This window comes from Rhizobium sp. CF142 (assembly GCF_000281145.1).
Taxonomy (GTDB): Bacteria; Pseudomonadota; Alphaproteobacteria; order Rhizobiales; family Rhizobiaceae; genus Rhizobium.
In genome coordinates, this window is sequence record NZ_AJWE01000008.1 from 105,478 (window position 1) to 129,604 (window position 24,127).

Sequence of the window (24,127 nt, forward strand, 5' to 3'; positions counted from 1 at the left end):
GTCAGAGCTCCTTCCTGAGGTCGACGACGCGCAGCAGTGCGGCGACGACAATGCCCATGAGCACGGTGAGCACGACGCCGACGACGGCGGCGAAGGCCCATTTCAGCGATCCGACCTGGGTGACGATGATGTTGCCGAGAAGGTTCACCTTGCGGCCGGAAAGGGCCGCCGCAGTCGCGAACTCGCCGAGAACCATGACGGAGACGAAGATCGCGCCGACCACCACGCCCGGCATGGTGAGCGGCAGGATGATGGTGCGGAAGATGCGCCAGAAGCCGGCACCGAGATCCTGCGCCGCCTCGATGACGCTCTGGTCGATGCGGCCCATCATGAAGGCGATCGGCCCGACCATGAAGACGCAATAGATCTGCGTCATGCCGATGATGACCGAGAGTTCGGAAAACAGCAGCACCTCGATCGGCTGGTTGATGATGCCGAGACCCTGCAGGATGAGATTGATCGCCCCCTCCTTGCCCAGCATCGGCCGCCAGGCGAGCACGCGGATCAGGAAAGAGGTCCAGAAGGGGATAACGCAGAGGACGAGAAGCGCCGTCTGGATCGTCTTGTTCTTGACAAAGAGACCAACATACAGCGCTGCCGGGTAGCCGACGACGAGCGTCGAGACGAGCACGATCAACCAGATCCTGACGGTCGTCCAGAGAGCGCTGAGATAGGTGTCCGTGGTAAAGAAGGTCACCCAGCTCTTGATGGTGAGATCAGGCGTGATCTTGAAGGTCGTCTGCGTCCAGAAGGACACGTATATCATCATCAGGATGGGCGTCACCAGGAAAAGCAACATCCAGATGACGCCTGGCGCCAACAGCCAGAGCGTCTTGCTGGATGCCTTCTTGACCGGTTCCACGACGGTTTCGGTATCGGCTGTTGTGGCACTTATCGACATTAATCAGTCTCCCGTCCCGCGCTGCGCGGCAAGAGTGTCAGGCGTAAACGAGGGCATCCCGGCGCTTCCAGACGAGCGCGTAGCGCGACTGAGGCGTACAGGCCGGCGGCTTGCTCCGGCTGAGGTGCGATTCCACCTCGAAGACGCGGCCGTCATCGAGCGAGAAGAAGGAGTTGATTGCGGCGCCCGAATATTCGTCGGCGACGAAGGTCGCCTCGAGCTTCACCTCGTCGTCGGCGACCGGCGCTTCGGTCGGGCGGATCGCAACATGGTCGTAGCGGATCGCGTAACCCGTGCGGTCGTCGCGGAACTGCGGCTCGTCGCCGAGTGGGAAAGCGCCGTAAGGCCCGAGGAAACTCTCGCCGGCTAGCCGGCCTTCGAAGAGATTGTAGCAGTTGAGGAAGCCCGCCACCGACAGCGATCTCGGCCGGTTGTAAATCGTGTCGGCGTCTGCCGCCTGCGCAATCCGGCCGCTGTCGAGCACCAGCACCATGTCGCCCATGGCAAGCGCCTCGCTCTCGCTGCCGGTCACGTGCAGGAAGGTGACGCCGCAGCGCTCGCGGATCAGCCTGAGCTCGCTGCGCATGCGGGCGCGAAGATTGGCGTCGAGCGCGCCAAGCGGCTCGTCGAGCAGCACCAGCGACGGTTCGGTTACGAGCGTGCGTGCCAGCGCCACGCGCTGCCGCTGGCCACCGGAGATCTGCGCAACGCCGCGATCCTCCAGGCCCGACAGACCGACGAGTGCAATCATGTCCTTGACCCTGGCCTGCACGATGGCGGGATCGGTTACGGGGTTTTCGACACGGTTTTCCAGCCCGAAGGCGATGTTCCCGGAGACTGACAGATGCGGAAAGAGCGCAAAATTCTGGAAGACGAAACCGATGTCCCGCCGGTGCGGCGGCATTGTCTCGATCCGCAGCCCCTTGAAAGTCACCGTGCCACGGTCCGGCTGCTCGAAACCGGCGATGACGCGCAGCAGCGTCGTCTTTCCCGATCCGCTCGGCCCCAGAAGAGAAACATAGCTGTCGTTCGGCAGCGACAGGTCGATGCCGTCGAGCGCGTTCAGCGTACCATAGGCCTTGGTAACACCTGCGAGCTTAAGAACCGAAGACAAGAGCCTCTCCATTTTGCACCAGCCATAGATCACTCGCCCTGCCGCCGCGCCTTGCGAAACGGCAGCCGGAACCGTTCGTGCGCAGCGAAGCACACGGCGGAAATCGATCGGCAGTCTGACGTTTTTTGTCGTTCACCTCAGGAATGCTTCTGGCGGCATCCCTATGCTGAATTGATGGCATAAATGATTTTTGTATTCAATAGACTTTTTTCTAAAACAGTCGACCTTTTGGGAAAGGCAACACGCAGCCGCAGATCGGCGGCATTGCATGAGAGGAAGGCCGAAAAGCAGGATATCGGAAGCTACATCATATATGCGCAGTTTTTGAGCGTATTTCTGCTATAAATCGCATACTTCTGCACCAAATGCGCTCTCATCGTGCAGCCGCTCGCCCCGTCCTCGGCCGTTTGCAACGCAAAATGGTCTGGACGACCATGGAGCAACCGCTCACCCAACGTCATAAAAAATGCAATTTTGGTATGCAAAAGACATTTATTTTGACATAGTCCGAAATGACAAAATAAACTAAAGAGAATTCCCGCTTTGTTGCCATCCGCTGTTGGATGGAGGATGCCCCGCCCGATGATACGCAATCTCCCAGGACAGACGGCCCAGCGTCGGTACGAGATTGCCGAGCACATCCTGCGCGACAACATCGTCGGCGGGCAGTTGCCGCTCGGTCTGGTCCTGCTCGAGGGGCCGATCGCCGACATTCTCCAAACGTCCCGCGCGCCGGTGCAGCGCGCCCTGCTTCGTCTGGAGGCCGATGGCCTCGTCCACCGCTTCCCGGGACGTGGCTTCCTCGTCGGTCCGCAGGATGCGGGTCTCATTCCGAACCGCACTGATATCAAGTCCTTCGGCCTTGTCATCGCCCAGCACGCCGACGAGGCGTTGCAGAGCCGCTCGTCCTGGGCGCGCATCTACAACACGGTGGAGCGCGACGTGGCCGGCTGCGTCGTCTTCGGCCAGTACCGCATCATCGAGATCGAACTCGCCAATCATTTCAAGGTCAGCCGCACGGTGGTGCGCGACGTCCTCAGCCGTCTGCAGGAACGCGGCCTCGTCCGGAAGAACCAGAGTTCCCACTGGATCGCCGGTCCGCTGACGGCGCAGACGATCAAGGATCATTTCACGCTCCGACGCATGCTGGAGCCCTCGGCACTCAAGGCAGGCGCTGCTGCCGTCGACCGCGAACGCCTGACCGAACTCTTCACCCGGCTGGCCGGTCTCGAAGCTTCGCAGCCGGTCGACCACCTCGAGAAACTCGAGGAACTTCAGGAACAGATGATCGACATCTGCGTGCTGACTACATCTAACGAGAAGACACGGGAGCTGATCCGCAACAACCTGCTCCCCGTCAACGCTGCCGAGCGGCTGCTGCGTCATCTCGGCTTGCCTGATGATCCGACCGCCATCACCGAGATGCGGCTGATCGTCGAGCTTCTCATGCGCGGCGCCGTCGACGCCGCCGCCGCCATGCTGGAGACCCATCTCGACGCCTCCATGAAGCGCATGATCGCCCAGATGAAGATCGTCGCCATCATTCCCGGTCCGAGCGTGACCGCCGATTACCTGACGCGCGTCGAGTGATCGGCCAGCCATCGTCGTCACCTCACGATAGGCTTTGGCGGAGGCGGTCGAGCAGCGTTGCCTGATCGGCCCTCGCCTTTAACGCCTGATCCATCGTCACCTCGACGAACCGCGCCGGCGTATGCGGCTGCAACTGACCGATAAGGTCCATGTCCGCCGAAATCACCGTGCCGACCATGAAATAGCCGCCGCCGGAGACCGCGTCGCGATGAAGGATGATCGGCTCCGTCCCGCCCGGCACCTGAATCGAACCGTAGGGGTAGCAGCTGTCAACGATATTCGACGGATCGGATCCGGCGCCGAAGGGCTGCTTGCGGTCCAGGAATTCGAGCCTGCGCCCACCACGGAAGCGGTAGCCCATGCGGTCGGCCTCAGGTGCCACTTTCCATTCGTCGGCGAAAAAGCTTGCCTTGGCGGCATCCGTCAACCGGTCCCAGTAGAGCCCCGGCAGTACGCGCAGCTCTGCCGGCGTTTCGGGCCTGCGCCGCAGCTCCTCGGCGACGCTTTTTCCGTCTTCGGCAAGGTCGGCCTTTCCGACAGGCAGTTCGTCACCGGCCGCCAGTGCCCTGCCTTTGTAGCCGCCGAGTGCGCCGATCGGATAGGTGGACCGACTGCCGAGCGCTTCAGGCACGTCGATACCGCCCGCGACCGCAATCAGGATGCGTGCGCCCGATTTCAGGAAATCGAAGCTCAGCACCTGGCCAGCCTTGACCTTGAAAGCCGTCCAGCCCGGCTGCGCCACGCCGTCGACCTTGGCCGGCATGTCGGCACCGGTGACGGCTACGAGCCTGTCCTCGGTAAATTCGAGCTTCGGCCCCATGAAGACCGCCTCGAGACCCGCGGCCCCTTCGCCGTTGCCGACGAGCAGATTGGCGGCGCGCATGGCGTAGCGGTCCATGGCACCGCCGATCGGGATGCCGAGGTGGAAATAGCCGGGACGGCCGAGATCCTGGACGCTCGTCGATAATCCGGGGTGCAGCACCTTAATGGTCATTGAGAATGCCCTCCAGCGCGGCGTTGTAACCGTCGATGTCCTTGCTGAATTCGCGCAGATCGAACCGGACCTCGCGGATCGGCGGGCTGAAGAGCCTCTTGTCGACCTCTTCGACCGCCGTGTCGTAACCGTCGCGATCGACCGGCTTGAACTTGACGATATCGCCGGGGCGGAAGAACACCATGAAATCGCGCAGGTAACTCGTTTGCTGCGTCGGGTCGAAGATCGGCATCGGCGTCACGCCGAACATCTGGTAGCCGCCCGCGCCACGCACCGAATAGATGCAGCCGAAGCAGCCGCCATGGCCGACCGTCAGTTTGGGCGTATCGGTGCGCGGCCTCAGATATTTCGGCACTTCGATCTGTCGCTGTCGCTCGACCATCTGGTACATGAAGGGCAGCCCCGCCACGAACCCGACCATCGACACGAACCAGGGGGAACCGGCATGCGCGGCGACGAAATCGTCAACACCGCCGTAGCCGTTGATCCGCGCGGCATAGTCGAGATCCGTTCCACCGGGCTCCTGATGCCGCTCGCGAAAGCGCATCAGCGTCTCATTCGTCCACGGATCATTGTAGAAGACGGGGATCTCGATGATGCGGGTCTTCAGGACCGGCTCGGATTTTTCCGCCACGCTCTCGATCGCCTTGACCTCCCGCAGGATGTCGTCCGGCTTGATGAGATCGGGATTGAACCTCACCTGGAACGAGGCATTGGCCGGGCAGATCTCGGTGACGCCCTTGATCTGGCTTTCCCGGACCGCTGTCGCCATGGACAGGCTCTTGAAGAAGGCCTCAAGCGACATCTCGTTGCTGCACTCGACGAAGAGGTGTTCGTCACCTCCGAACGTATATCGCGCAGGCATCAGGCAACCTCCTGGGTCCGGCCGGCCAGAGCGGGAAAATCGTGCTCCAACCATTGTTCGAGAAAGCGAGTGTGGAAGGCACCCTTGGCGACGCTTGCGTCACGGGCAAGTGTCAAGTGCAGCGGCACCGTCGTCGGCACGCCTTCGATCGCAAGTGCCGCGAGCGCCGTGGCGAGCTTTTCGAGGCAGGTCTCGCGTGTCTCCGCGTGCACGATCAGCTTGCCGAGCAGGGAATCATAAAAGGGCGGGATCGTGTAGCCCTCGTAGAGCATCGTATCGAAACGGATGCCTTCGCCTTCCGGGACGGACAGCGACGTGATCGTGCCCGGCGATGGCTGGAAGGCATTGAACGGGTCCTCGGCATTGATGCGGCACTCGATCGCGTGGCCGCTGGCCACGATGTCTCGCTGAGTGACCGAAAGAGCTGCACCACCCGCGACCTTGAACATCTCCTGCACCAGGTCGAGCCCCGTTATCATCTCGGTCACGGGATGCTCAACCTGGATGCGGGTGTTGACCTCGATGAAATAAAAGGCGCCCGTTTCGTCGTCGTAAAGATATTCGACGGTGCCGGCGCCGCGATAGCCGACCTCGCGTGCAAGCGCCACGGCGCTCATGCAAAGCCGCTCGCGCATGTCAGCAGGCAGCAGGAAGGCGGGCGCCTCTTCCCACACCTTCTGGCGCCGCCGCTGCAGCGAGCATTCGCGTTCGAAGAAATGCACGAAATTCTGCCCGTCGCCGAAAATCTGCACCTCGACGTGCCGGGCGCGGCCGATGACTTTTTCCATATAAAGCCCGCCGTCGCCGAAGGCGGCCAGCGCCTCGGCCGAAGCCAGCGGAAACTGCTGTTCCAGCTCGGCGATGCCATCGACGATCCGGATGCCACGTCCGCCGCCGCCAGCCGCTGCCTTGATCATGACAGGAAAACCAATCTCGGCTGCAAGCAAACGCGCCTCGTCGAGCCCGGCGACCCGACCGTTGCTGCCGGGCACCGTCGGCACGCCCGCGCGTCTTGCCACCTGCCGCGCCGCCACCTTATCGCCGAGCGTGCGGATCGCATCGCCGGAGGGGCCGATGAAGATCATGCCGGCATCGCGCACAGCATCGGCGAAGTCGCCGTTTTCGGACAGAAAGCCGTAGCCTGGATGCACGGCATCGACGCCGGCCGCCTTTGCGGCGGCAATCACCGCCTCGATGTTCAAATAGGATTTCTTCGGTGCAGGCGGGCCGATGTTTACCGCCTCATCGGCCAGCTGCACCGCCAGCATGTCCGCGTCTGCTGCGCTGTGCACCTGCACGGTCCGGATGCCGAGCGCCTTCGCCGCCTCGATGACGCGAACGGCAATCTCCCCGCGATTGGCGACGAGCACCGAGCCGATCGTCATGCCTCGACCTCCGCGATGACCTGCCCAGCCATGACAGGCTCCTCATTGTCGACGAGGAAGGTAATCGCCTTGCCGTTAACACCGGCCGGAACTTCCTGGAATGTCTTCATGACCTCGATGACGCCGATCGTCTCGGCCTCGGCGACATCGTCGCCATCCGCTTTGAAAGGTGGCGCATCCGGAGCGGAAGCCCGGTAGAAGGTGCCCGGCAGGGGTGAACGGATTTCAATCTTGCTCATGGTCGGTCTCCGCAAAGTCTAATGGCCAAGGATCTGCGACACCGGCGCGATCCGGATTCCGGCACCGACCAGCAGCTCGCGCACGCTGAGAACGATATCGAGCGCGCCGAGCGTATCGGAATGAAAGCAGATGGATTCAAATTCGATGTCGATGTCGTTGCCCGTGACCGTGCGGACCTTGCCCTCCTGGCAGGCGCGCAACACTTTCTGCGCCAGCACCATCGGATCGGGACGGCCGGCATCGCGGGTAAAGACGATCGAGCCGCTGTCGTCGTAGTCACGATCTGCATAAAACTCGCGCACGACAGGCTGTCCGGCATCAAGCGCTGCCCTGTGCGTCGCCGAACCGCCCATACAGAAGACAAAAGCGTTGGGCGAGACGGTGCGCATATACTGGACGAAGATCTGCGCCAAATCCGGATTGACCGCCATCTCCATGTAGAGCGCTCCATGCGGCTTGATATGCTGCACCGACACGCTGTGGCGGCGGGCGAACTCACGCAGAGCCCCCACCTGATAGATGATGTCGTTGACCAGCTCCTTGCTGCTGGAGACAATCTTGCGGCGGCCGAAGCCCTGCAGGTCGTTATAGCCGGGATGCGCGCCAACCCCGACGCCATGGGCGGCGGCAAGTGCCACAGTCTCGTCGATGAGGTTCGGATCGCCGGCATGGAAGCCGGTGGCGATATTAGCCGAGCTGATGTGGGAGATCAGCAGCGAATCCTGCGTATCGCCGATCCGCCAGCGGCCGAAGGCCTCTCCCATATCGCAGTTGATGTCGACGATGTTCTTCAAACTGTCTTTCCGCCGTTGTCATCTGACAAAACGCTACGCGACAAAACGGGATTTGAAAAATTCAATTTTCACGTCATCATTATCGAGAAATCAGATACCTACGCCCAAATCACAGGCAAAAAATACATGTTATATTCCAATAACTTGATTCCATTTCGCCTCGAATGCGCGAGGGGCGCGCATAAAGCAAATGCAGCCAATCGAATTTATTGACGCCGATTTCAGATAATTAGATGGGAGATGCAGACCATGAGCCTCAGCTTCCGGCAGCTCCGCTATTTCGTCGCAACCGCCGAGCAGGGACAGATCTCCTATGCGGCGACGCAGCTCTCGATCTCGCAGTCGGCAGTGACCACCGCAATCAAGGAGCTGGAAAAATCGATCGGCGTTTCTCTTTTCATCCGCATGCCGCAGGGCATGGAGCTGACCGCCGCCGGCCGGCAGTTTCTTTCCTATGCCTACGAGATCCTTGCCAAGGTCGATGAGGCAACGCATCTGAACTATGTCAGCAGCGATATCGAAGGAGATCTGACGGTCGCGGCGACCTACACCGTTATCGGCTATTTCCTGCCACTTCACATCGAGCGCATGCGCCGGCTCTACCCCAAGCTCCGCATCCAGCTCTACGAGGTGAACCGCGAGTCGATCGAGGAAGGCCTGCTTGCCAACCGTTACGACATTTCGGTGCTGCTGACCTCGAATATCCTGAATAGCGCGCTCACCACGGAGACGCTTTTGCGTTCCGTCCGCAGGCTTTGGGTGCCGGCGCAGCATCCGCTGCTGAAGCGCGTGGGCGTCGGTTTGCGGGATATCGCCGAGGAGCCCTACATCATGTTGACCGTGGACGAGGCGGCCTATTCATCGCTGAAGTACTGGAGCACGACGCCCTATCAGCCGCAGGTGATGCTGCGCACCTCGTCGATTGAGGCGGTGCGCTCGATGGTCGCCAACAGCCTCGGCGTCGCGATCCTGTCTGATATGGTTCACCGCCCCTGGTCGCTGGAGGGCCGGCGGATCGAGACCGTCAATATCAAGGATCCTGTGCCGCCGATGGATGTTGGTCTCGCCTGGCGCGCCAACATCGAGTTCACACCGGCCATGCATGCCTTTCGCCGGTATTTTCAGCAGGCTTTCGGTCTGCCGGGCACCAATGCATGAATTTTGCCTTTTGAAGCAACCGCTGGTGCGCCTGAGTATCCGGTATCTCGAACCGCAGACCCGTCTCACCCCACGTCGCCGAGTTCCTCGTGGATGCTCGCGACAATCTCGGCGCGCTGCTGCGCCGACTTGCCGGCCTGCGCGGCATAGGTCAGCGCCAACAGCCGGATCGCGCTCGATATGGCGGTGTGCGATGGCCCGAGAGCGAAGCTCGCCACATGGCAGGGCAGCACAACCCTGGAGTAGCGCTGGGCCTCCAGCATCGAGGTCCGATCGGTGATGGTAATGACGTTGAGCCGGCTGGTCTGAGCATAGCTCAATATCGGCTTCAGCACCGACTGGTGCGGCGGTAGCGTGATCAGCAGCAGCACGTCCTTCGGCCCGGTCATCGCCAGATCTTCCGCCCACGAGCCTTGGTTGATGCCGAGGATCATGACGCTGTGGCGGAGCCGCGAGAGCAGCAGCCGCGCATAGCGGGCGAAACCTTCCTCCGGCCCAAGACCCAGCACCCAGACGCGCGGCGCCGCGGCGATCAGCTCGGCCGCCTCGCGCACCTTGTCAGAGCGCAATTCCTCGAAGGTCTTGGTGAGGTTTCTCAGTTCCAGTTCCAGATGCGCGCCGATGGTACGCCCCATCGCCACCTGTTCGGAATTGGTGACGGAATATTCGTAGGGCTCGGTGCGGTTCCGTTCCTCGCGCGCCTGCAGCTTCACCTCATTGAAATCGGCATAACCGAGATGCTGGAAGAAGCGCGCGGCAGTGGCCTTCGACACGCCGGCCATCTCAGCGATCTCGGTTGCCGAATGGGTGAGGATGTCGTCCTGCCGGTCGAGGATCAACTGGGCGAGCTTCTGCTCGCCGCTTGTCAGCCGCGAATAGCGTTCCTGAATGCGCAAGACCAGACGTGTAGCCATATGACCATTCGATTCCTTCGGCTCCCATAAAAAAGACTAGCATGCCTCTTGCAATAGTGAAACTGATGTTTCATCATCATGAAACAATGAAACAACGGGCCGCCGCATGTCGCAATCCCGCATCACGCGTCAACGCATATGGGAACGTCTCAAGGGTGTGGCGCGGGCCGATACGCGGTTTCACATGAACTTCGCCGATTTCATCCCGGATTTCGACGGCGTGGAGGCGGCAACCGACCGGATCGAGGCGCTCGCTGCGTTCCGCGGCTGCAGACTGGCCTTCGTGACGCCCGACAATTCCACGACCGAGCTGCGCCGCCGGCTGATTGCGGCGCGTGTACCGATGGTGACGGCAACCTACAACATCCAGCGCGGCTTTCTCTACCTCGCGCCGGACGCCGTGCCGGAAGGCGCCGAGCCTTATGCGGCCTGGCTCGACGGTATCGAACATTTCGCCAAGCCGGTGACGCTGGAGGACATCGCGGCACTCGGTCGCTTCGACTTCATGGCGACGGGCGCCTCCGCCGTGTCGGTGGATGGCGTGCGCTTCGGCAAGGGTCACGGCTTCTTCGATCTCGAATGGGGCATGTTCACCGACCTCGGGCTCGCGCGCGACACGACGCCGGTCGCGGCCATCGTGCATGACGTGCAGGTGGTCGAGGATCACCTGCAGATGAACGAGACCGACATCCCCGTCGACCTCATTGCCACGCCCACGCGGCTCATCCGCGTCGAGCGCCCGGGCCGCCGTCCGCGCGGCGTGAAATGGGAGCTCCTGACCACGCAGGAGATTCAGCAGATACCGCCCCTCAGCGAGCTTGCCCGTATCCGGGGCGTCGCATGACCGTCCTCCAACACCAATAAAAAGGGAACAGATCGCATGAACCTCACCATCGACAGGCGCCGCTTCCTGGCGCTCATGGGCGCCGCAGCAGCCTATCCGGCCATGAACCGGATCGCGAGCGCCGCCTCGCCTTTCACCTTCCAGGCCTCCTGGATCAACGATGCCGAATTCGCCGGCTATTTCACCGCCGCCAACAAGGGGTATTATAAGGACGAGGGGCTGGACCTCGCCTATCTTTCCGGCGGTCCGGACGTGATCCCGGAAAGCACCATCATCGCCGGCAAGGCCGACCTGACGCTGACGACGCCCGACACGACGATCAAGGCGATCGTCGAGCAGGGCGCGCCCTTCAAGATCATCGGCGCCCAATACCAGAAGAACCCGATCGGCATCGTCTCGCTCGCCAAGAATCCGATCAAGGAGCCGAAGGACCTGATCGGCAAGACGCTCGCCGTGCCGCCGGTCAATGTCATCTCCGTCGAGGCGATGCTGAAGATTTCCGGCGTCGACAAGTCGAAGGTCAACATCGTCCCCTATGCCTATGACCCGACCCCGCTGATCAAGGGCGAGATCGACGCGTCGCTCGATTTCACCACCAACGTGCCCTTTACCATCAAGCAGGCGGGCGAGGACGCGACGTCCTTCCTGCTCTACGACTTCGGCTTCACCATCTTCAACGATACGATCGTGGTGACGGAAGAGGCGCTGAAGACCAAGCGCAAGGAAATCGTCGCCTTCCTCAAGGCCTCGAAAAAGGGCTGGGAAGAAAACCTGAGGGACCCGGCCGCCTACCCGCCGACCTTCGCCGAGACCTGGTTCAAGGGCACTGGCCGCTCGATCGAGAACGAGGTCTATTTCAACACTGCACAGAAGCCGCTGATCGAGGCCACTACCGGCATCTTCTCGATGACCGACGAGGCCATCGACGCCAACATCAAGGCGCTGGCCGAGGTCGGCATCGCCGCCAAGCGCGAACACTTCGACACATCGGTGCTTGCGGAGATCGCATGACCGAAGCCTCCGGCATCCGGTTCGATGACGTGTCGCGCTCCTTTGCGGGGCGCGGCGCGAGCGTCCAAGCGCTCGACCACGTCTCGCTGGATTGCCCGGCGGGATCGTTCACGGCGGTGATCGGGCCATCGGGCTGCGGCAAGTCGACCATGCTCCGGATCGCTCTCGGCCTCGATGCGCCGGATGGCGGAACGGTTTCCGTCGCGGGGCTCACCTCGTCACAGGCGGCGCGCGCGGGCATCACCGGGGTCGCCTTCCAGGATGCGGCGCTGATGCCTTGGCGGACAGTCGAAGACAATATCGCACTGCCGCTCGACGTGCTCGGCATTGCCCGCCGCGACAAGGCCGACAAGATCGCCGGGCTGATCCGGTTGGTGGGGCTTGCCGGTTTCGAAAAAGCGCTGCCCGGCGAACTTTCGGGTGGCATGCGTCAGCGCGTCGCCATCGCCCGGTCGCTGGTGACCGATCCCAGGGTCCTGTTTCTCGACGAGCCCTTCGGAGCGCTCGACCAGATCCTTCGCCGGCAGATGAACGTCGAGTTGCAACGGATCTGGGTGGAAAGCGGAGCGACAACGCTGCTCGTTACGCATGGTATCGATGAGGCCGTGTTCCTCGCCGACCGGGTGGTGGTAATGCAGAGCCGGCCGGGTCGGATCGGCCGGATCATCGATATCCCGCTCCAACGCCCGCGCAGGCCAGATATCTTCGCCAGCGCTGAATTCCATCGCCTCGAGGACGAGATCGCCGGAGCGCTCGATGGCCATTGAGGCGACCAAAAGCCACTTCGCAACTGCGCGCAACTGGCTGATCTTGCTCGTCGCGTGGGAACTGCTCGGGCGCTTCCAGCTTGTGGCGGGCGGTGCATTGCCGGCCCCGACCAACGTGCTCATGCGGCTGTGGACCGACCGCACCGATTATCCGCCGCATATCTGGGCGACGCTCGAAGGCGCGGGACTGGGCTTCATTGTCGGCAATGCGCTCGCCATTGTCGCCGGCGCGGTCTTTGCGCTGTTTCCAGCCGCCGCCCGGCTGGGTCGCGGTGTCAACATCGCGCTGTTCGCGCTGCCGCCGATCGCGATTTCGCCGCTGCTCGTGCTGACCTTTTCCGGCATGACGCCGCGCGTCGTACTCGCAGCGATCGGTTGCTATTTCGTCACCATGACGGCGACCGTCACCGGCATCACCCAAGCCGACAACCGCGTGGTCGATGTGGTGCGCGCCTATGGCGGAGGCCGCTGGAAGATCCTCGCACTCGCACAGGCCAGGTCGGCCCTGCCTTCTATCTTATCAGGATTGCGCATCGCAGCCCCCAATGCCGTGCTCGGCTCGATCCTCGCGGAATTCGGTGGAGGCGGGCGGTTCGGGCTGGGAGTCTACCTGCTCGGCTCGCTCGGCCGGGCGGAACCTGACAGGCTCTGGGGCATCGGGCTTGCCGCGACGCTGATTGCGGGGCTTGCCTATGCCGTCTTCTCGCTGATCGCCTTGCATTTCACCGGCGCGACGAAGGCGGTGACTGTGCCCGCGACGCCGCCCGGCATGGCGCGGCGGAACTGGCCGTTCTGGCTCAGTGCCGCTTTGGGGATCGGCTCGATGCTGCTTCCCGTCGCGCTCTGGTGGCTGCTGCTGGTGTTAATGGGCACGCCCACGATGATCGCCAAGACGCCGGCCGGCCTTTTCGAATACCTCTTCCTGCTGCCGGGCTCCGGCGCGTCGCAGATGCGGCTGCTCTTGGCGCTCGCCGAAACCCTGCCGATGACGCTGGTCGGCATGGCGTTCGGCATCGCGTTTGCCTTTGCGCTCGCCATCACCTCCGTCGTTCGGCCGGGGATTGTTCGGACCTTCCTGCCGGTGGCGCTGGTCACGCAGACGATGCCACTCGTGGCGCTGACACCATTGCTCGTGCTGCTTCTCGGCCGGGGACCGTCAGTGATCCTCTGGATCACGATTTCGGTGACGTTCTTCCCGGCTTTCGTGACAATGGCGCAGGGGCTCTCGCTTGTGCCCCGCGCCGCGCTCGACGTGCCGCGCGCCTATGGCGCGAGCCCCTTCACGCAGCTGAAACTGGTGTCGGTGCCAGCCTCGCTGCCCTATCTCTTTGCCGCCACGCGACTCGCCGTGCCGCGCGCGCTGCTCGGCGTCATGATCGCCGAATGGCTGGCGACAGGCACCGGTCTCGGCAACCTGCTCAACCAGTCGCGCGGCTATCTCGACTACGGCATGATCTGGACGGTGGCGGTGGTCTCGGTCCTCATCTCCGTCCTCTTCTATCAAATCGTCGTCTTCATCGAACGGCAGGTGCTTGCCCGGCGCGGCATGCGGACCGCCGAATAGACCAAGGAGAGCCTTCACATGGATATCGTCGATCACAAAGCCTCGGTGCGAGAGCGGGTCTGGAGCGAGCTGCGCAAGGTGGCGGTCCCCGACAGCCGCTTTCATTACGATTTCGGCGAGTTCATTGCGGATTTCGAGGGTGGAGAGGCAGCCGTCGCCCGGCTCACGGACCACAAGTTCTACAAGAATGCCAGGCTGATGTTCATCACGCCGGACAACTGCCTCGACCGGTTGCGGCATCAGGCGCTCATCGACGGCAAGACGGTTCTGATGACCACCTATTCGATCAAACGCGGCTTCTGGCTGCTCAATCCGGCCTGGATCTCGCCCGACCTCTACCTCTATGCCTCGACGTTGGACGGCATGGAGCGCGTCGGCCAGCCCGTCATGCTGAAGGATATCGCGAAGATGGTGCCGGTCGATTACATGGTCACCGGCACTGGCGCGATCAACCATGAGGGCGTGCGCTTCGGCAAGGGGCACGGCTTCTTCGACGCGGAATGGGGCATGCTCTATCAGCTCGGCCGCATCTCAACGGATACGCCGTCGGCAGCCGTCGTGCATGATTGCCAGGTGCTTGACGAATGCCTGACGCCAGATGTCTACGACACCGTCGCCGATGTAATATTCACGCCGACCCGCACGATCGAGGTCCGGAATCCTCACAAGCCGACCTGCGGCATCCTCTGGGACCGGCTCGACCCGCATATGTACGAGACGATCCCGCCGCTGCAGGAACTCAAAGCGATGGGCCTATGACAGACGAGGATGATCCACTGACGCGCCACCTTGTCCCCGGAATCATTGATATGGACAGGCAGAACCGCGCAGGCAATTCTTCGCTCCGCACTTGTACGTGTTGGCAGTAGCAAAGGTAAAACGTCTTGATCTGAATCGAATTGCCGACCACGTTTTGCAATCAGGAAAAGCTGGATCTAGAATTCGCTCCCTGCAGCCGCGAACGGGAGCGAGTGACACTCAGACATATCACCACTCGCGGCCACGGCGCGGAAAACGTTTGGCTGCGAAGGAGAATATGAGCCCATCCGGCACCTTGAAATATGGAAACCTTCGAAGCAAGCTGGTTCCATGAGCGCTCATAGCCGTTTTGCCCCTCCGAATCCTGCCCCAAACGCTGTCCGACGTCGCAGCCTTCTTCGGCGACTGGGAGACGGAGGGTTAAGGCGCCTCATGACGATCGTCGCGCCGGCAGGATATGGGAAGACGTGTCTTGCAGCGCAGTGGCATGACAACCTGCTTGCATCCGGTCAACAGGTCGTCTGGGTCGGGCTCGATGCGGAACACCGCAACCAGAGCCAGTTCATCCTCGTTCTCCTAGAGGCGTTCGACCGGCTGATGCCCGGAGATAGAATGGCACGCGATACAGCAAGCCTGTCCTCGGCCGCCCTACTCGGTATCCTGGCAACACGGCTTCGTCGTTTCCCTGCCCCGCTCATCCTCTTTCTCGACGACTATCACTTTGCCCAGACGGATGCGACAGAATCGGTCATTGCACGACTGGTGGCTGACAGCACGCTCGAACATTTGAAATTCGTGCTGATCTCCCGAAGCGCTCCGCGTTTTCCGATCTCGTCCTTGCGGCTCAATAACGACCTGAAACAGGTCGGCGTCAGCGAGCTGGCGTTTTCGGACGTGGAAGCGGAGGAATTCTTCGCCGGCAACGGCATCGGGCTGACTGCCGACCAGATTGGCAGCCTCAACAGGCGCACCGAGGGCTGGGCGGTGGCGCTGCAGATGGTGCGCGTGCTGGTGTCCGACAATATCGAGGCGGATGCGATCCTTTCCTATTTTGACGCCGGAACGGCGGAAATGGGCAGCTATCTTTCCGAACAGGTCTTCGCCAATCTGCCGGCACGCACAAGGCGCTTCCTGATCGAGACGGCGGCCTTGCCGGCACTCAATCGCGAACTGGTCTCAGCCATCAGCGACGAGGCGGACGTTTCGGCGACCTTTCAGGATCTCGCCAGGCTTGCCCTGCCGATCGCCGTCCTGGGCGGCCAGGGCGGCTGGATCCGCTATCATCCGGTTTTCAGTTCGTTCCTCAAGGAAGAGGCCGAGCGTCAATATGTCGATACGCGGGTCACGCTACAGAGGGCTGCCCGCTGGTTCGAACAGCAGGGTGATTGCGACAGTGCCGTGCGACACGCGCTGTTGAGCGGCGAGGCCAATCTTGCTGCGCGCATTGTCGAAGCCGCGGGGGGCTGGCGGAGGGTCTACGCCACGACCCGGGGCGGCACCACCATGTTTCAGGCGATCATCGACAAGGCCGCCGAGATCGATCTCAGCCGTTTCCCGCTGACGACGCTCGGTCTTTCGGTCGTCAGCGCAAAGGCAGGGCAGCTCAACGCAGCCAATCACTACCTGGCGATCGCCGAACACGGCATAGCGCAGAGCAGTGAGGCGCTGGCTGCCGATTTGAGGGTCGTGCGCATACTGCTCTCGCTTTACACCGATCGTTCGGCCAGCAACGCGGATCTCTCGGCGCTGGAGGACGACCTGATGAAGCGCGAGGGAATGGAACTGATCCACAGAGCCCTCGCGCTCAACATGCTCTGCTACAATTGCCTGATCCGCGGTGACCTGGAACGGGCGCTGCATTACGGGCACCTCGCCATTCACGCCTTCCGCGACGGCAATGCCGATTTCGGCGCCATGCATCTTTATACCCATGTCGGCCAGGCTGCCTATTTCAGCGGAGACTGTGCCAAGGCGGCCGAGGCCTATAACCGATTGATCGCCGAAGCACAGCGTAATATCGGCATCGGAAGCGATCTCGATGCCGTGGGCCAGGTGCTGAAGGCGGAGTTGCTGTCGATGAACGGCCACGAGGATACGGCTGAGGCGATGCTCGACTGGGCGCTGCCGCATCTCGAACGCCACGATACCTGGTTCGATTTGCTGGCCGCAGGCTTCCTGGCACAGCAGCGCGTCCTGCTTCTCAAGGGTGACCAGGTCGCAGCCCACGCCGCGATCGACCGGGTTCATGCCGCCGCTGGCCGCCGTGGCTTCGACCGTCTGACCTGGCTGGTCGAAGGGGAGCGTGTCAGGCTCCTGCTCGCCTTCGGCGATATAGAGCAGGCGATGCGATATGCCGAAACCAAGGGCATGGGGCGCAAATCGGTGGGTTTGGACAGGGCGAACGACCTTGCCATCCATCCGCGCGGCACAGTCCCGGCTCTGCTCTGGACACGCATCCACCTTGCGCTCGGCGATTTCGTCAGTGCCCGCGGGTGCCTCTCGCAACTGATCGTCCGGCAGGTCCGCAAGCCGAACGTACCGCGCGCGATCGAACTATCGCTGCTGGATGTGGGCCTCATGGTAGCCGAAGGCCGGCAGGACGAAGCTGCCGCCCGGCTCGGCGACCTCGTCCTTGGTGTCTCGCTCGGCGACTACCGAGCGATCTTGTGCGTCGAGGGTGACGGCTTTGTCGACACACTTCGCGCGCTGGCTTCTGACGTGTCAACGCCTGACATCGTCGGACGGCGGCTAGCACAATCCCTCGGCGAGGAGTGGCCGAGCCGCATCGGTTTCAGCCGCAAGAATGCAGCCGAGATCCAGACAGCCAGCGGGCTTACCGATCGGGAACGGAGTGTGATGGAACTGCTGAGCACTGGCCTCAGCAACAAAGAGATCGGCCGCAGGCTCGACATGAGCGACAACACGGTGAAGTTCCATCTGCGCAACATCTACGCCAAGCTCAACGTCTGCACACGCCTCGCGGCAGTCAACGTCGCGCGGGATCGGGGCGTTCTGGCCGGGCGCTGACCCACCCGAATGGGTGGGACAATTCGGGCTCGTCCTATCCATCTGACCGGCTATCCAACCTCGAGCAATGACGCTTACTCTGTGCCTGCCAATCTATGCAGCGATACGTGAGTAAGATGACTTCTGTTACAGATTCCATCGATCCCGTCACCCAGGAAATCGTCGAGGGCAAGCTCGCAGCAACGGTGGACGAAATGGGCATCGTCATGGCCCGCACCAGCATGAGCCCAGTCATCTACGAGGTGCTGGATTTCGCCTGCGGCTTACTCAGCGCGGAGGGCGAACTGGTCGCGCAAATGAACGGCATCACACTGTTTACCGGCACGTTTGGCGCCCAGGTCAAGGCATTGATCTCCCGCTTCGAGGGGGATATGGCCGACGGCGACGTGCTGCTGACCAACGATCCTTATGCCGGCGGCACGCATGCCTGTGACTTTGCCGTGGTCAAACCCATCTTTGTCGCTAACGAGATCGTCGCCTACGCGATCAACGTCGCGCATTATCTCGATGTCGGCGGCTCTGTTCCGGGCAGCCTTGCACCAAATGCGACCTCGGTCTTCCAGGAGGGCCTGCGCCTGCCAGGCGTCAAGATCGTTCGTGGGGACGTCTTCTCCTCGGAGCTGATCCATATCATCAGCGAGAACGTCCGGCTCCCGGAAATCGCCATTGGTGACTTGACCGCACAGATCGCCACGGTGCGGGTTGCGGCGCGGCGAATGTCGGAACTTACCGGCAAATATGGTAGCGCCACTGTCAAGGCGGCTTTCGCAAACCTGATCGCCGCCAGCGAGAAACAAAGCCGCACAGCGATCGCCTCCCTGCCCGATGGTACCTACCATGCGACCGATGTCATCGACGGCGACGGCGTCAGTGACGGCCCGATCGAGGTGAAGGTCGCGGTCACGATCAAGGGCGACAGTATCACTGCGGACTTCACCGGTTGCCCACCGGCCGTGGCAGGGCCGATCAACTGCGCGAGGGGCGCGCTGGAATCGGCGTGCCGCACCATCATCAAGGCACTTGTCGGTCCGCAGGCGCCATCAAACGAAGGCTGGTTCCGCCCGCTGAAGGTCGTCGCACCCGCTGGCACCATCTTCACCGCAGAAAAGCCCTCACCCACCGGCTGGTATTACGAGGGTTCGGTCCACGCGTCGGAATTGGTCTGGAAGGCACTGGCGCCGCTGATGCCCTCCCGTTTTTCGGCCGGCTCCTATTCCAGCCTCTGCGTCGTCTATGTCTCCGGCAAGGATGCCCGCGGCCAGCCCTTCATCCATATCGAGCCCCAGCACGGCGGCTGGGGCGCGAGCGAGGATCGTGATGGGGCCAACGCGGTGATCGCGCTGACGGACGGCGATACCTACAATTATTCGGTCGAGGTGATCGAGGCCCGCTATCCGCTGCTCGTCAAGCGTTACGGTTTCAACACCCAGGCGGGCAGCGGGGCGGGAAGGAGACGCGGTGGCTTTGGCATCGTGCGCGAATACGAGATCCTGTCGCAGGACGCTTCGGCCTATTGCAGCCTCGGCCGTACGAAGACCCTGCCCTGGGGCATGAACGGCGGCATGCCGGGTTCGGCGAACGTGCTGCAGGTGGCGTCCGCCAAGGCAGCGGATTGCCGGGATTACGGCCGCGCGGCCCATATCGATCTTTCGAAGGGCGACGTCCTTCGCATCGTGACCGGCGGCGGCGGCGGCTGGGGTGATCCGCGCGAGCGCGAACCTGACCTGATCGAGCAGGACCTCGACAACGGTTTCGTCACGGAACAAGCGGCCGCTGAGGCTTATGGATATCGCAGGAGGACAGCGGGATGATCAGGCTGGCGACCGATGTCGGGGGAACCTTCACTGACCTCGTCGGCTATGACGAGCGAACAGGCGAACTATTTACCGCAAAGAGCCTGACGACTGTCGACGATCAGTCACTCGGCGTTCTCGCAGCGATCACAATGTCGGAGCAGCGGGATGGGCTGCGGGCACGCGACGTGACGTTCTTTGCTCACGGCGGCACAACGGTCATCAACGCCATCACCGAGCGCAAAGGTGTACGCACCGCGCTGGTCACGACAGCAGGTTTTCGCGACGTCCTGGAAATCGGACGCGGCAATCGCCCTGACCTCTATAACCTGCAGTTCCACAGTCCGGAGCCTTTCGTCCCGCGCCATTTGCGCTTTGAGGTGCGAGAGCGCATCGCCTCAAGTGGCAACGTCCTCACACCTGTCGAACTGGACGATCTGCGGCCGATTATCCAGAGCTGCCGCGAGCAGCAGGTGGAGGCGATCGCAGTGCTGTTTTTGCACAGCTACGCCAATCCCGAGCACGAGATCTTGTGTGCCGATATCCTAGCTGATGCGCTTCCGGAATTGACGGTTTGCGCCAGTCATGAGGTTTCGCGGCAATGGCGCGAATACGAACGATCGAACACTGTCGTGCTCAACGCCTATGTGCAGCCGATCATCCGGCACTATTTTGCGCGGCTCGAAGCAGCGCTGACCGATCGCGATCTGACCTGCCCCTATTACGCCATGCAGTCCAACGGCGGCATCTCCACCTTTGACCAAGCCACTCGTAGCCCACTCACCCTGGTGGAATCCGGGCCGGCCGGTGGGATTGCGGGTGCCGCACGCATCGGCGCCGCAATCGGCGAGAGGGAAGTCCTTTCGCTCGACGTCGGCGGAACGACGGCGAAATGCTCGCTGATCCATGACAGCAGACCGACGCTCAATGCCGAATATCGTCTGGAACATACACGTATCGAGCCGGGACACGCCGTGCAGGTTCCGGTCGTCGATATCGTCGAGATCGGCTCTGGCGGCGGGTCCATCGCCTGGATCGACGAGCGTGGTGCGTTGAGAGTCGGGCCGCACAGCGCCGGCTCCACGCCGGGGCCGGCATGTTATGGACGCGGCGGGACGAAACCGACCCTCTCCGATGCCATCCTGACCATCGGGATCTTCGACCCGGCCAACTTCGCCGGCGGCACCATGGCGCTCGACATAGCCAAGGCGGCACAGGCAATTGCGACCATCGCCAATCCGCTCGGCATGTCAGTGGAGGATGCGGCGATGGCGATCATCGAGATCGCTCATGCCAACATGATCAACGCCTTGAAGCTCGTGACCGTTCAGCGCGGCCACGACCCGCGCGACGCGGCCTTCGTCGTCAGCGGCGGCGCCGGCCCAGCCCTTGCCGCACGGCTCGGCCGCGATCTCAGCGTCAAGGCGACGGTGGTGCCACCGCATCCGGGCATTTTCTCCGCCTGGGGCATGCTCGCCGCAGAGCCGCGCGCCGATTTCCGAGCGACATGGTTTTGCCCTCTCGATGAGGCGGCGGTCTGCGAGCTGAGCCGCCGCTTCTTGCAGATGGAAGAGGAGGCCATCGCTTATTTCGCCAAGGGCCGGGATGCCGCGATCCAGTTCACCTATCGTGTCGAGGCGCGCTATCGCGGCCAGGAGCACGGCGTGTTTGCGCTCTTCTTGCGCGGAGATGATGCGGCCGCTTTCGCCGACCGTTTCCATGCCGCCCACGAGAAGGCCTATTCCTTCCGCCTGCCCGGCTCCCCGATCGAGATCACTACGCTGCACCTCGAAGCCGTGCTGAGCGGGCCGGTGATAGCACTGCCGAAGATGCTGCGAGCCGGACGCAGCCTGGAGGCGGGCCGCACCGGAACGAGAAACGTCTATTTCGGCACCACGCGCGGCTGGCTGAACTGCCCAGTATTCGACCGCAGCCGGCTGCCGGCCGGCGAAAGGTTCGAAGGGCCGGCAATCATCGAGGAGGCGACGGCGACAACGCTGGTACTCGAAGACCAAGTCATCGAAATGACGGAAACCGGCATTCTCGTGATCCGCGAAGGGAGCCCCACGGCGCGCTGACATGGCCATATCGATCGAAATCGACGATGTCATTAAAAGCTACGGGCCGGTCACGGCCGTCGACAGTGTGTCGCTGTCGATCGCCGCTGGCGAGTTCTTTACCTTGCTTGGCTCGTCAGGCTGCGGAAAGAGTACGCTGCTGAAGCTGATCGGCGGTTTCGAGGCGCCAACGTCCGGACGCATCGCCTTCGACGGCAAAGACATGGGCGCAGTTCCGGCAAATCGCCGACCGGTCAATACCGTCTTCCAGGGCCTCGGTCTTTTTCCGCACATGACCGTCGCGCAGAATATCAGCTACGGTCTGAAACTGAAGGGCATGTCGGGCGGTAAGCTCGATGCCAAGGTCAACGAGGCGCTCGAGCTTGTCGAACTTTCCGGCTTTGGCCCGCGTGACGTCAATCTTCTCTCTGGCGGCCAACGGCAGCGTGTGGCGCTTGCCCGAGCATTGGTCATGGAACCCGGTATCTTGCTGCTGGACGAGCCGCTAACCGGGCTCGACGAGCGGCTGCGCCAGCAGATGCGCGATGAATTCGGCCGCCTGCACAAGCGAACCGGCGCGACTTTCGTCCTCGTCACCCACAATCAGGACGAAGCCGTGAGCCTGTCGGACCGCATGGCCGTCATGCACGGCGGGCGGATCGCGCAGGTGGACACGCCGGCTGCCTTCTACCGCACGCCAGCCAATGCATTCGTCGCCCGGTTCGTTGGCATCGATTCCCTGCTGCGGCCGGAGGCGGTCCGCGCAGGCGGCGGTCGGGGCGAAGCGGTAGTGGCGGGGCAGAGCCTCCCGGTACGGATCGCCGGGCCGATCGACCCACAGGTGAGCCTCGTCGCGATCAGGCCGGACCGCCTTTCGCTTGTGCCGGATCCGGCGGGAACCGACGGCAAGCTGGAACTGACGCTGACTGAAACGACCTTCCGCGGGCTGCATCGCGACGTCAGGCTCGCCTTTGCCGATGGACAGTCGGTGCTGGTGGCGCTGGACCCGGATCTCGAACCGCAGCCGCCGGGCACGCGCGTTTCCGTCTATCTCAAGCCGGACGCCGCAGTGCTGATCGCGGCCGGCGGCGCCTAGCCCGCGTCACAGGAGAGACAGAACGACAATCGAAAGACCTAACAAAAAGGGGAATGACGATGACAAAACGATATGACAGGCTTTTATCCTCCAATGCCAGCAACGTGCAGCGCCGCCAGTTCCTGGGGCTTATGGGAGCGGGTGCCGCGGCATTTTCGCTCGGTGGCCTCGGCCTTGCCGGGCGGGCGCAGGCAGCCGACACGGTCGCCTTCTGGGCGACAGCGACGCTCGATATCGGCGACAAGTGGCAAGAATTCGCTTCCCAGGTCGGCGTAAGCCCGGAATTCACCGACAACGGCAACGATGTCGGTCCCGTCGTCGCTCGTCTTGCCGCCGGCAATGCCAACGACCTCTTCGACGTCGGGGGCTTCCAGGGTGGAGCGGAAAAGGAACTGGCGCGCCAGGGGGCAATCATTCCCTGGGACCTTTCGAAAATCCCGAACTACGAGGGTGTCTGGCAATGGGCCAAGGACATCCCCTATCTTAAGCATGACGGCAAACAATACGGCATTCCGACCGTCGTCAATGCCGACTCGATCATCTACCGGCCCGACAAGCTCGGCAAGGTCGACAGCTATGGCGTGATCTTCGATCCCAAGCTGAAGGGTCGCGTCGCGATGGAGGACGCCTGGATCAACAGTGCCGTCTTCACGGCCATGTATCTGAAGGAAAGCGAGAGCAAGCCGATCGCGGATCCCGGCAACCTGACGGAATCCGAACTCGGGATCGTGATGGAATTTCTGATCAAACACAAGAAGGACGGGCAGTTCCGTACCTTCTGGAACGGCTGGGAACAGGGTGTTCAGCTCGTCGCCGACGAGGAAGTCGATGCCATGACAGGCTGGGAGCCAATCGTCTACGAGGGGCGCAAGCGGGGACTGCAGGTCGAATATGCAGCACCCGTCGAAGGCTACGAAGGCTGGGGCAACAATAGCGTACTCCTGAAGGGCGCTGGCGAGCGCGGCGTCTCGGATTCCGCTCATAAATTCGTCGATGGCCTGCTCGGTGGTCTCTATGGCTGCGAACTCGGCAAGGCGCGCGGTTATCTGGTTCCGACGGACAAGAATGTCGAATACGCCAAAGCGCATTCCGACGAATACAAGCCGCAGGATGTTCAAGCGCTCGGCGACCATGTGAAGGCCAAGTTCGCCGGCAAGGTCTACTGGCAGAATTGCCGGCCGGATAATTTCCAGCTCTACGAGGAGTGGTGGCAGAAGCTGCGTAACGCCTGACCGGAGCTGTTCAACCAGACCA

General features: G+C 62.3%; 20 protein-coding genes. 12 read left to right on the forward strand and 8 right to left on the reverse strand.

Features of this window, described 5'->3' with window-relative positions:
• Position 1: 1 nt before the first annotated feature.
• Both PMI11_RS01725 and PMI11_RS01730 read right to left on the reverse strand, forming a co-directional pair.
• On the reverse strand, positions 2-901 hold the full coding sequence (locus tag PMI11_RS01725; protein WP_007812634.1) for an ABC transporter permease: 900 nt from the start codon (positions 899-901) through the stop codon (positions 2-4).
• 37 nt (positions 902-938) lie between these two features.
• Complete coding sequence (locus tag PMI11_RS01730) at positions 939-2,015, reverse strand: ABC transporter ATP-binding protein (RefSeq protein ID WP_037070540.1); 1,077 nt, start codon at positions 2,013-2,015, stop codon at positions 939-941.
• A gap of 570 nt (positions 2,016-2,585) precedes the next feature.
• Between PMI11_RS01730 and PMI11_RS01735 the strand changes: the two genes are divergently transcribed.
• On the forward strand, positions 2,586-3,605 hold the full coding sequence (locus PMI11_RS01735) for a GntR family transcriptional regulator (RefSeq protein ID WP_085990518.1): 1,020 nt from the start codon (positions 2,586-2,588) through the stop codon (positions 3,603-3,605).
• Between the two features lie 22 nt (positions 3,606-3,627).
• On the opposite strand, the gene PMI11_RS01740 is transcribed toward PMI11_RS01735, so the two are convergent.
• The 5 genes from PMI11_RS01740 to PMI11_RS01760 are packed head-to-tail and all read right to left on the reverse strand — an operon-like array spanning position 3,628 to position 7,883.
• Positions 3,628-4,599 (reverse strand): 5-oxoprolinase subunit C family protein, encoded by a 972-nt coding sequence (locus PMI11_RS01740; RefSeq protein ID WP_007812641.1) that lies wholly within the window; start codon positions 4,597-4,599, stop codon positions 3,628-3,630.
• Complete coding sequence (locus PMI11_RS01745; RefSeq protein ID WP_007812643.1) at positions 4,589-5,464, reverse strand: 5-oxoprolinase subunit B family protein; 876 nt, start codon at positions 5,462-5,464, stop codon at positions 4,589-4,591. Before PMI11_RS01745 ends, PMI11_RS01740 begins: the two co-directional genes overlap by 11 nt.
• A complete protein-coding gene (locus PMI11_RS01750; RefSeq protein WP_007812646.1) occupies positions 5,464-6,849 on the reverse strand; it encodes an acetyl-CoA carboxylase biotin carboxylase subunit in 1,386 nt (461 codons plus the stop codon). The genes PMI11_RS01745 and PMI11_RS01750 overlap by 1 nt, the downstream gene beginning before the upstream one ends.
• Positions 6,846-7,088: an acetyl-CoA carboxylase gene (locus PMI11_RS01755; protein WP_007812648.1), complete on the reverse strand. Its 243-nt coding sequence runs from the start codon at positions 7,086-7,088 to the stop codon at positions 6,846-6,848. The genes PMI11_RS01750 and PMI11_RS01755 overlap by 4 nt, the downstream gene beginning before the upstream one ends.
• 18 nt (positions 7,089-7,106) lie before the next feature.
• Complete coding sequence (locus PMI11_RS01760; protein ID WP_007812651.1) at positions 7,107-7,883, reverse strand: 5-oxoprolinase subunit PxpA; 777 nt, start codon at positions 7,881-7,883, stop codon at positions 7,107-7,109.
• Positions 7,884-8,132: 249 nt separating this feature from the next.
• On the opposite strand from PMI11_RS01760, the gene PMI11_RS01765 reads away from it, so the two are divergent.
• Positions 8,133-9,041 carry a LysR family transcriptional regulator gene (locus tag PMI11_RS01765; RefSeq protein ID WP_007812653.1) on the forward strand — a complete coding sequence of 303 codons (909 nt, stop codon included), beginning with the start codon at positions 8,133-8,135 and terminating at the stop codon, positions 9,039-9,041.
• Between the two features lie 65 nt (positions 9,042-9,106).
• Here the strand turns inward: PMI11_RS01765 and PMI11_RS01770 are convergent, their stop codons facing one another.
• Positions 9,107-9,955, reverse strand: coding sequence for a MurR/RpiR family transcriptional regulator (locus PMI11_RS01770; RefSeq protein ID WP_007812656.1), 849 nt, complete (start codon positions 9,953-9,955; stop codon positions 9,107-9,109).
• A gap of 106 nt (positions 9,956-10,061) precedes the next feature.
• On the opposite strand from PMI11_RS01770, the gene PMI11_RS01775 reads away from it, so the two are divergent.
• The 10 genes from PMI11_RS01775 to PMI11_RS01820 all read left to right on the forward strand — a co-directional run bounded on the left by PMI11_RS01775 (position 10,062) and on the right by PMI11_RS01820 (position 24,105).
• Positions 10,062-10,799 (forward strand): 5-formyltetrahydrofolate cyclo-ligase, encoded by a 738-nt coding sequence (locus PMI11_RS01775; protein WP_007812657.1) that lies wholly within the window; start codon positions 10,062-10,064, stop codon positions 10,797-10,799.
• A gap of 36 nt (positions 10,800-10,835) precedes the next feature.
• On the forward strand, positions 10,836-11,810 hold the full coding sequence (locus PMI11_RS01780) for an ABC transporter substrate-binding protein (RefSeq protein ID WP_007812660.1): 975 nt from the start codon (positions 10,836-10,838) through the stop codon (positions 11,808-11,810).
• Positions 11,807-12,577: an ABC transporter ATP-binding protein gene (locus PMI11_RS01785; protein WP_007812661.1), complete on the forward strand. Its 771-nt coding sequence runs from the start codon at positions 11,807-11,809 to the stop codon at positions 12,575-12,577. Before PMI11_RS01780 ends, PMI11_RS01785 begins: the two co-directional genes overlap by 4 nt.
• Positions 12,567-14,141, forward strand: coding sequence for an ABC transporter permease (locus tag PMI11_RS01790; protein ID WP_007812664.1), 1,575 nt, complete (start codon positions 12,567-12,569; stop codon positions 14,139-14,141). The genes PMI11_RS01785 and PMI11_RS01790 overlap by 11 nt, the downstream gene beginning before the upstream one ends.
• Positions 14,142-14,159: 18 nt before the next feature.
• Positions 14,160-14,900: a 5-formyltetrahydrofolate cyclo-ligase gene (locus PMI11_RS01795; protein WP_007812667.1), complete on the forward strand. Its 741-nt coding sequence runs from the start codon at positions 14,160-14,162 to the stop codon at positions 14,898-14,900.
• 432 nt (positions 14,901-15,332) lie between these two features.
• Positions 15,333-17,927 (forward strand): LuxR C-terminal-related transcriptional regulator, encoded by a 2,595-nt coding sequence (locus PMI11_RS01800; RefSeq protein WP_007812669.1) that lies wholly within the window; start codon positions 15,333-15,335, stop codon positions 17,925-17,927.
• 116 nt (positions 17,928-18,043) lie between these two features.
• On the forward strand, positions 18,044-19,738 hold the full coding sequence (locus PMI11_RS01805; RefSeq protein WP_007812672.1) for a hydantoinase B/oxoprolinase family protein: 1,695 nt from the start codon (positions 18,044-18,046) through the stop codon (positions 19,736-19,738).
• Positions 19,735-21,798, forward strand: coding sequence for a hydantoinase/oxoprolinase family protein (locus tag PMI11_RS01810; protein ID WP_007812674.1), 2,064 nt, complete (start codon positions 19,735-19,737; stop codon positions 21,796-21,798). The genes PMI11_RS01805 and PMI11_RS01810 overlap by 4 nt, the downstream gene beginning before the upstream one ends.
• A gap of 1 nt (position 21,799) precedes the next feature.
• Complete coding sequence (locus PMI11_RS01815; protein WP_007812676.1) at positions 21,800-22,873, forward strand: ABC transporter ATP-binding protein; 1,074 nt, start codon at positions 21,800-21,802, stop codon at positions 22,871-22,873.
• Between the two features lie 59 nt (positions 22,874-22,932).
• On the forward strand, positions 22,933-24,105 hold the full coding sequence (locus PMI11_RS01820; protein ID WP_007812678.1) for an ABC transporter substrate-binding protein: 1,173 nt from the start codon (positions 22,933-22,935) through the stop codon (positions 24,103-24,105).
• The last annotated feature ends 22 nt before the right edge of the window (positions 24,106-24,127 follow it).

What these genes read in the sequence shown, in the direction of transcription:
- PMI11_RS01810 (WP_007812674.1), top strand. Translation starts at nt 19,735, where the DNA reads ATGATCAGGCTGGCGACCGATGTCGGGGGAACCTTCACTGACCTCGTC.
- PMI11_RS01770 (WP_007812656.1), bottom strand. Translation starts at nt 9,955, where the DNA reads ATGGCTACACGTCTGGTCTTGCGCATTCAGGAACGCTATTCGCGGCTG.
- PMI11_RS01785 (WP_007812661.1), top strand. Translation starts at nt 11,807, where the DNA reads ATGACCGAAGCCTCCGGCATCCGGTTCGATGACGTGTCGCGCTCCTTT.
- PMI11_RS01775 (WP_007812657.1), top strand. Translation starts at nt 10,062, where the DNA reads ATGTCGCAATCCCGCATCACGCGTCAACGCATATGGGAACGTCTCAAG.
- PMI11_RS01750 (WP_007812646.1), bottom strand. Translation starts at nt 6,849, where the DNA reads ATGACGATCGGCTCGGTGCTCGTCGCCAATCGCGGGGAGATTGCCGTT.
- PMI11_RS01815 (WP_007812676.1), top strand. Translation starts at nt 21,800, where the DNA reads ATGGCCATATCGATCGAAATCGACGATGTCATTAAAAGCTACGGGCCG.
- PMI11_RS01740 (WP_007812641.1), bottom strand. Translation starts at nt 4,599, where the DNA reads ATGACCATTAAGGTGCTGCACCCCGGATTATCGACGAGCGTCCAGGAT.
- PMI11_RS01780 (WP_007812660.1), top strand. Translation starts at nt 10,836, where the DNA reads ATGAACCTCACCATCGACAGGCGCCGCTTCCTGGCGCTCATGGGCGCC.
- PMI11_RS01735 (WP_085990518.1), top strand. Translation starts at nt 2,586, where the DNA reads ATGCCCCGCCCGATGATACGCAATCTCCCAGGACAGACGGCCCAGCGT.
- PMI11_RS01725 (WP_007812634.1), bottom strand. Translation starts at nt 901, where the DNA reads ATGTCGATAAGTGCCACAACAGCCGATACCGAAACCGTCGTGGAACCG.
- PMI11_RS01745 (WP_007812643.1), bottom strand. Translation starts at nt 5,464, where the DNA reads ATGCCTGCGCGATATACGTTCGGAGGTGACGAACACCTCTTCGTCGAG.
- PMI11_RS01795 (WP_007812667.1), top strand. Translation starts at nt 14,160, where the DNA reads ATGGATATCGTCGATCACAAAGCCTCGGTGCGAGAGCGGGTCTGGAGC.
- PMI11_RS01765 (WP_007812653.1), top strand. Translation starts at nt 8,133, where the DNA reads ATGAGCCTCAGCTTCCGGCAGCTCCGCTATTTCGTCGCAACCGCCGAG.
- PMI11_RS01800 (WP_007812669.1), top strand. Translation starts at nt 15,333, where the DNA reads ATGACGATCGTCGCGCCGGCAGGATATGGGAAGACGTGTCTTGCAGCG.
- PMI11_RS01790 (WP_007812664.1), top strand. Translation starts at nt 12,567, where the DNA reads ATGGCCATTGAGGCGACCAAAAGCCACTTCGCAACTGCGCGCAACTGG.
- PMI11_RS01755 (WP_007812648.1), bottom strand. Translation starts at nt 7,088, where the DNA reads ATGAGCAAGATTGAAATCCGTTCACCCCTGCCGGGCACCTTCTACCGG.
- PMI11_RS01805 (WP_007812672.1), top strand. Translation starts at nt 18,044, where the DNA reads ATGACTTCTGTTACAGATTCCATCGATCCCGTCACCCAGGAAATCGTC.
- PMI11_RS01820 (WP_007812678.1), top strand. Translation starts at nt 22,933, where the DNA reads ATGACAAAACGATATGACAGGCTTTTATCCTCCAATGCCAGCAACGTG.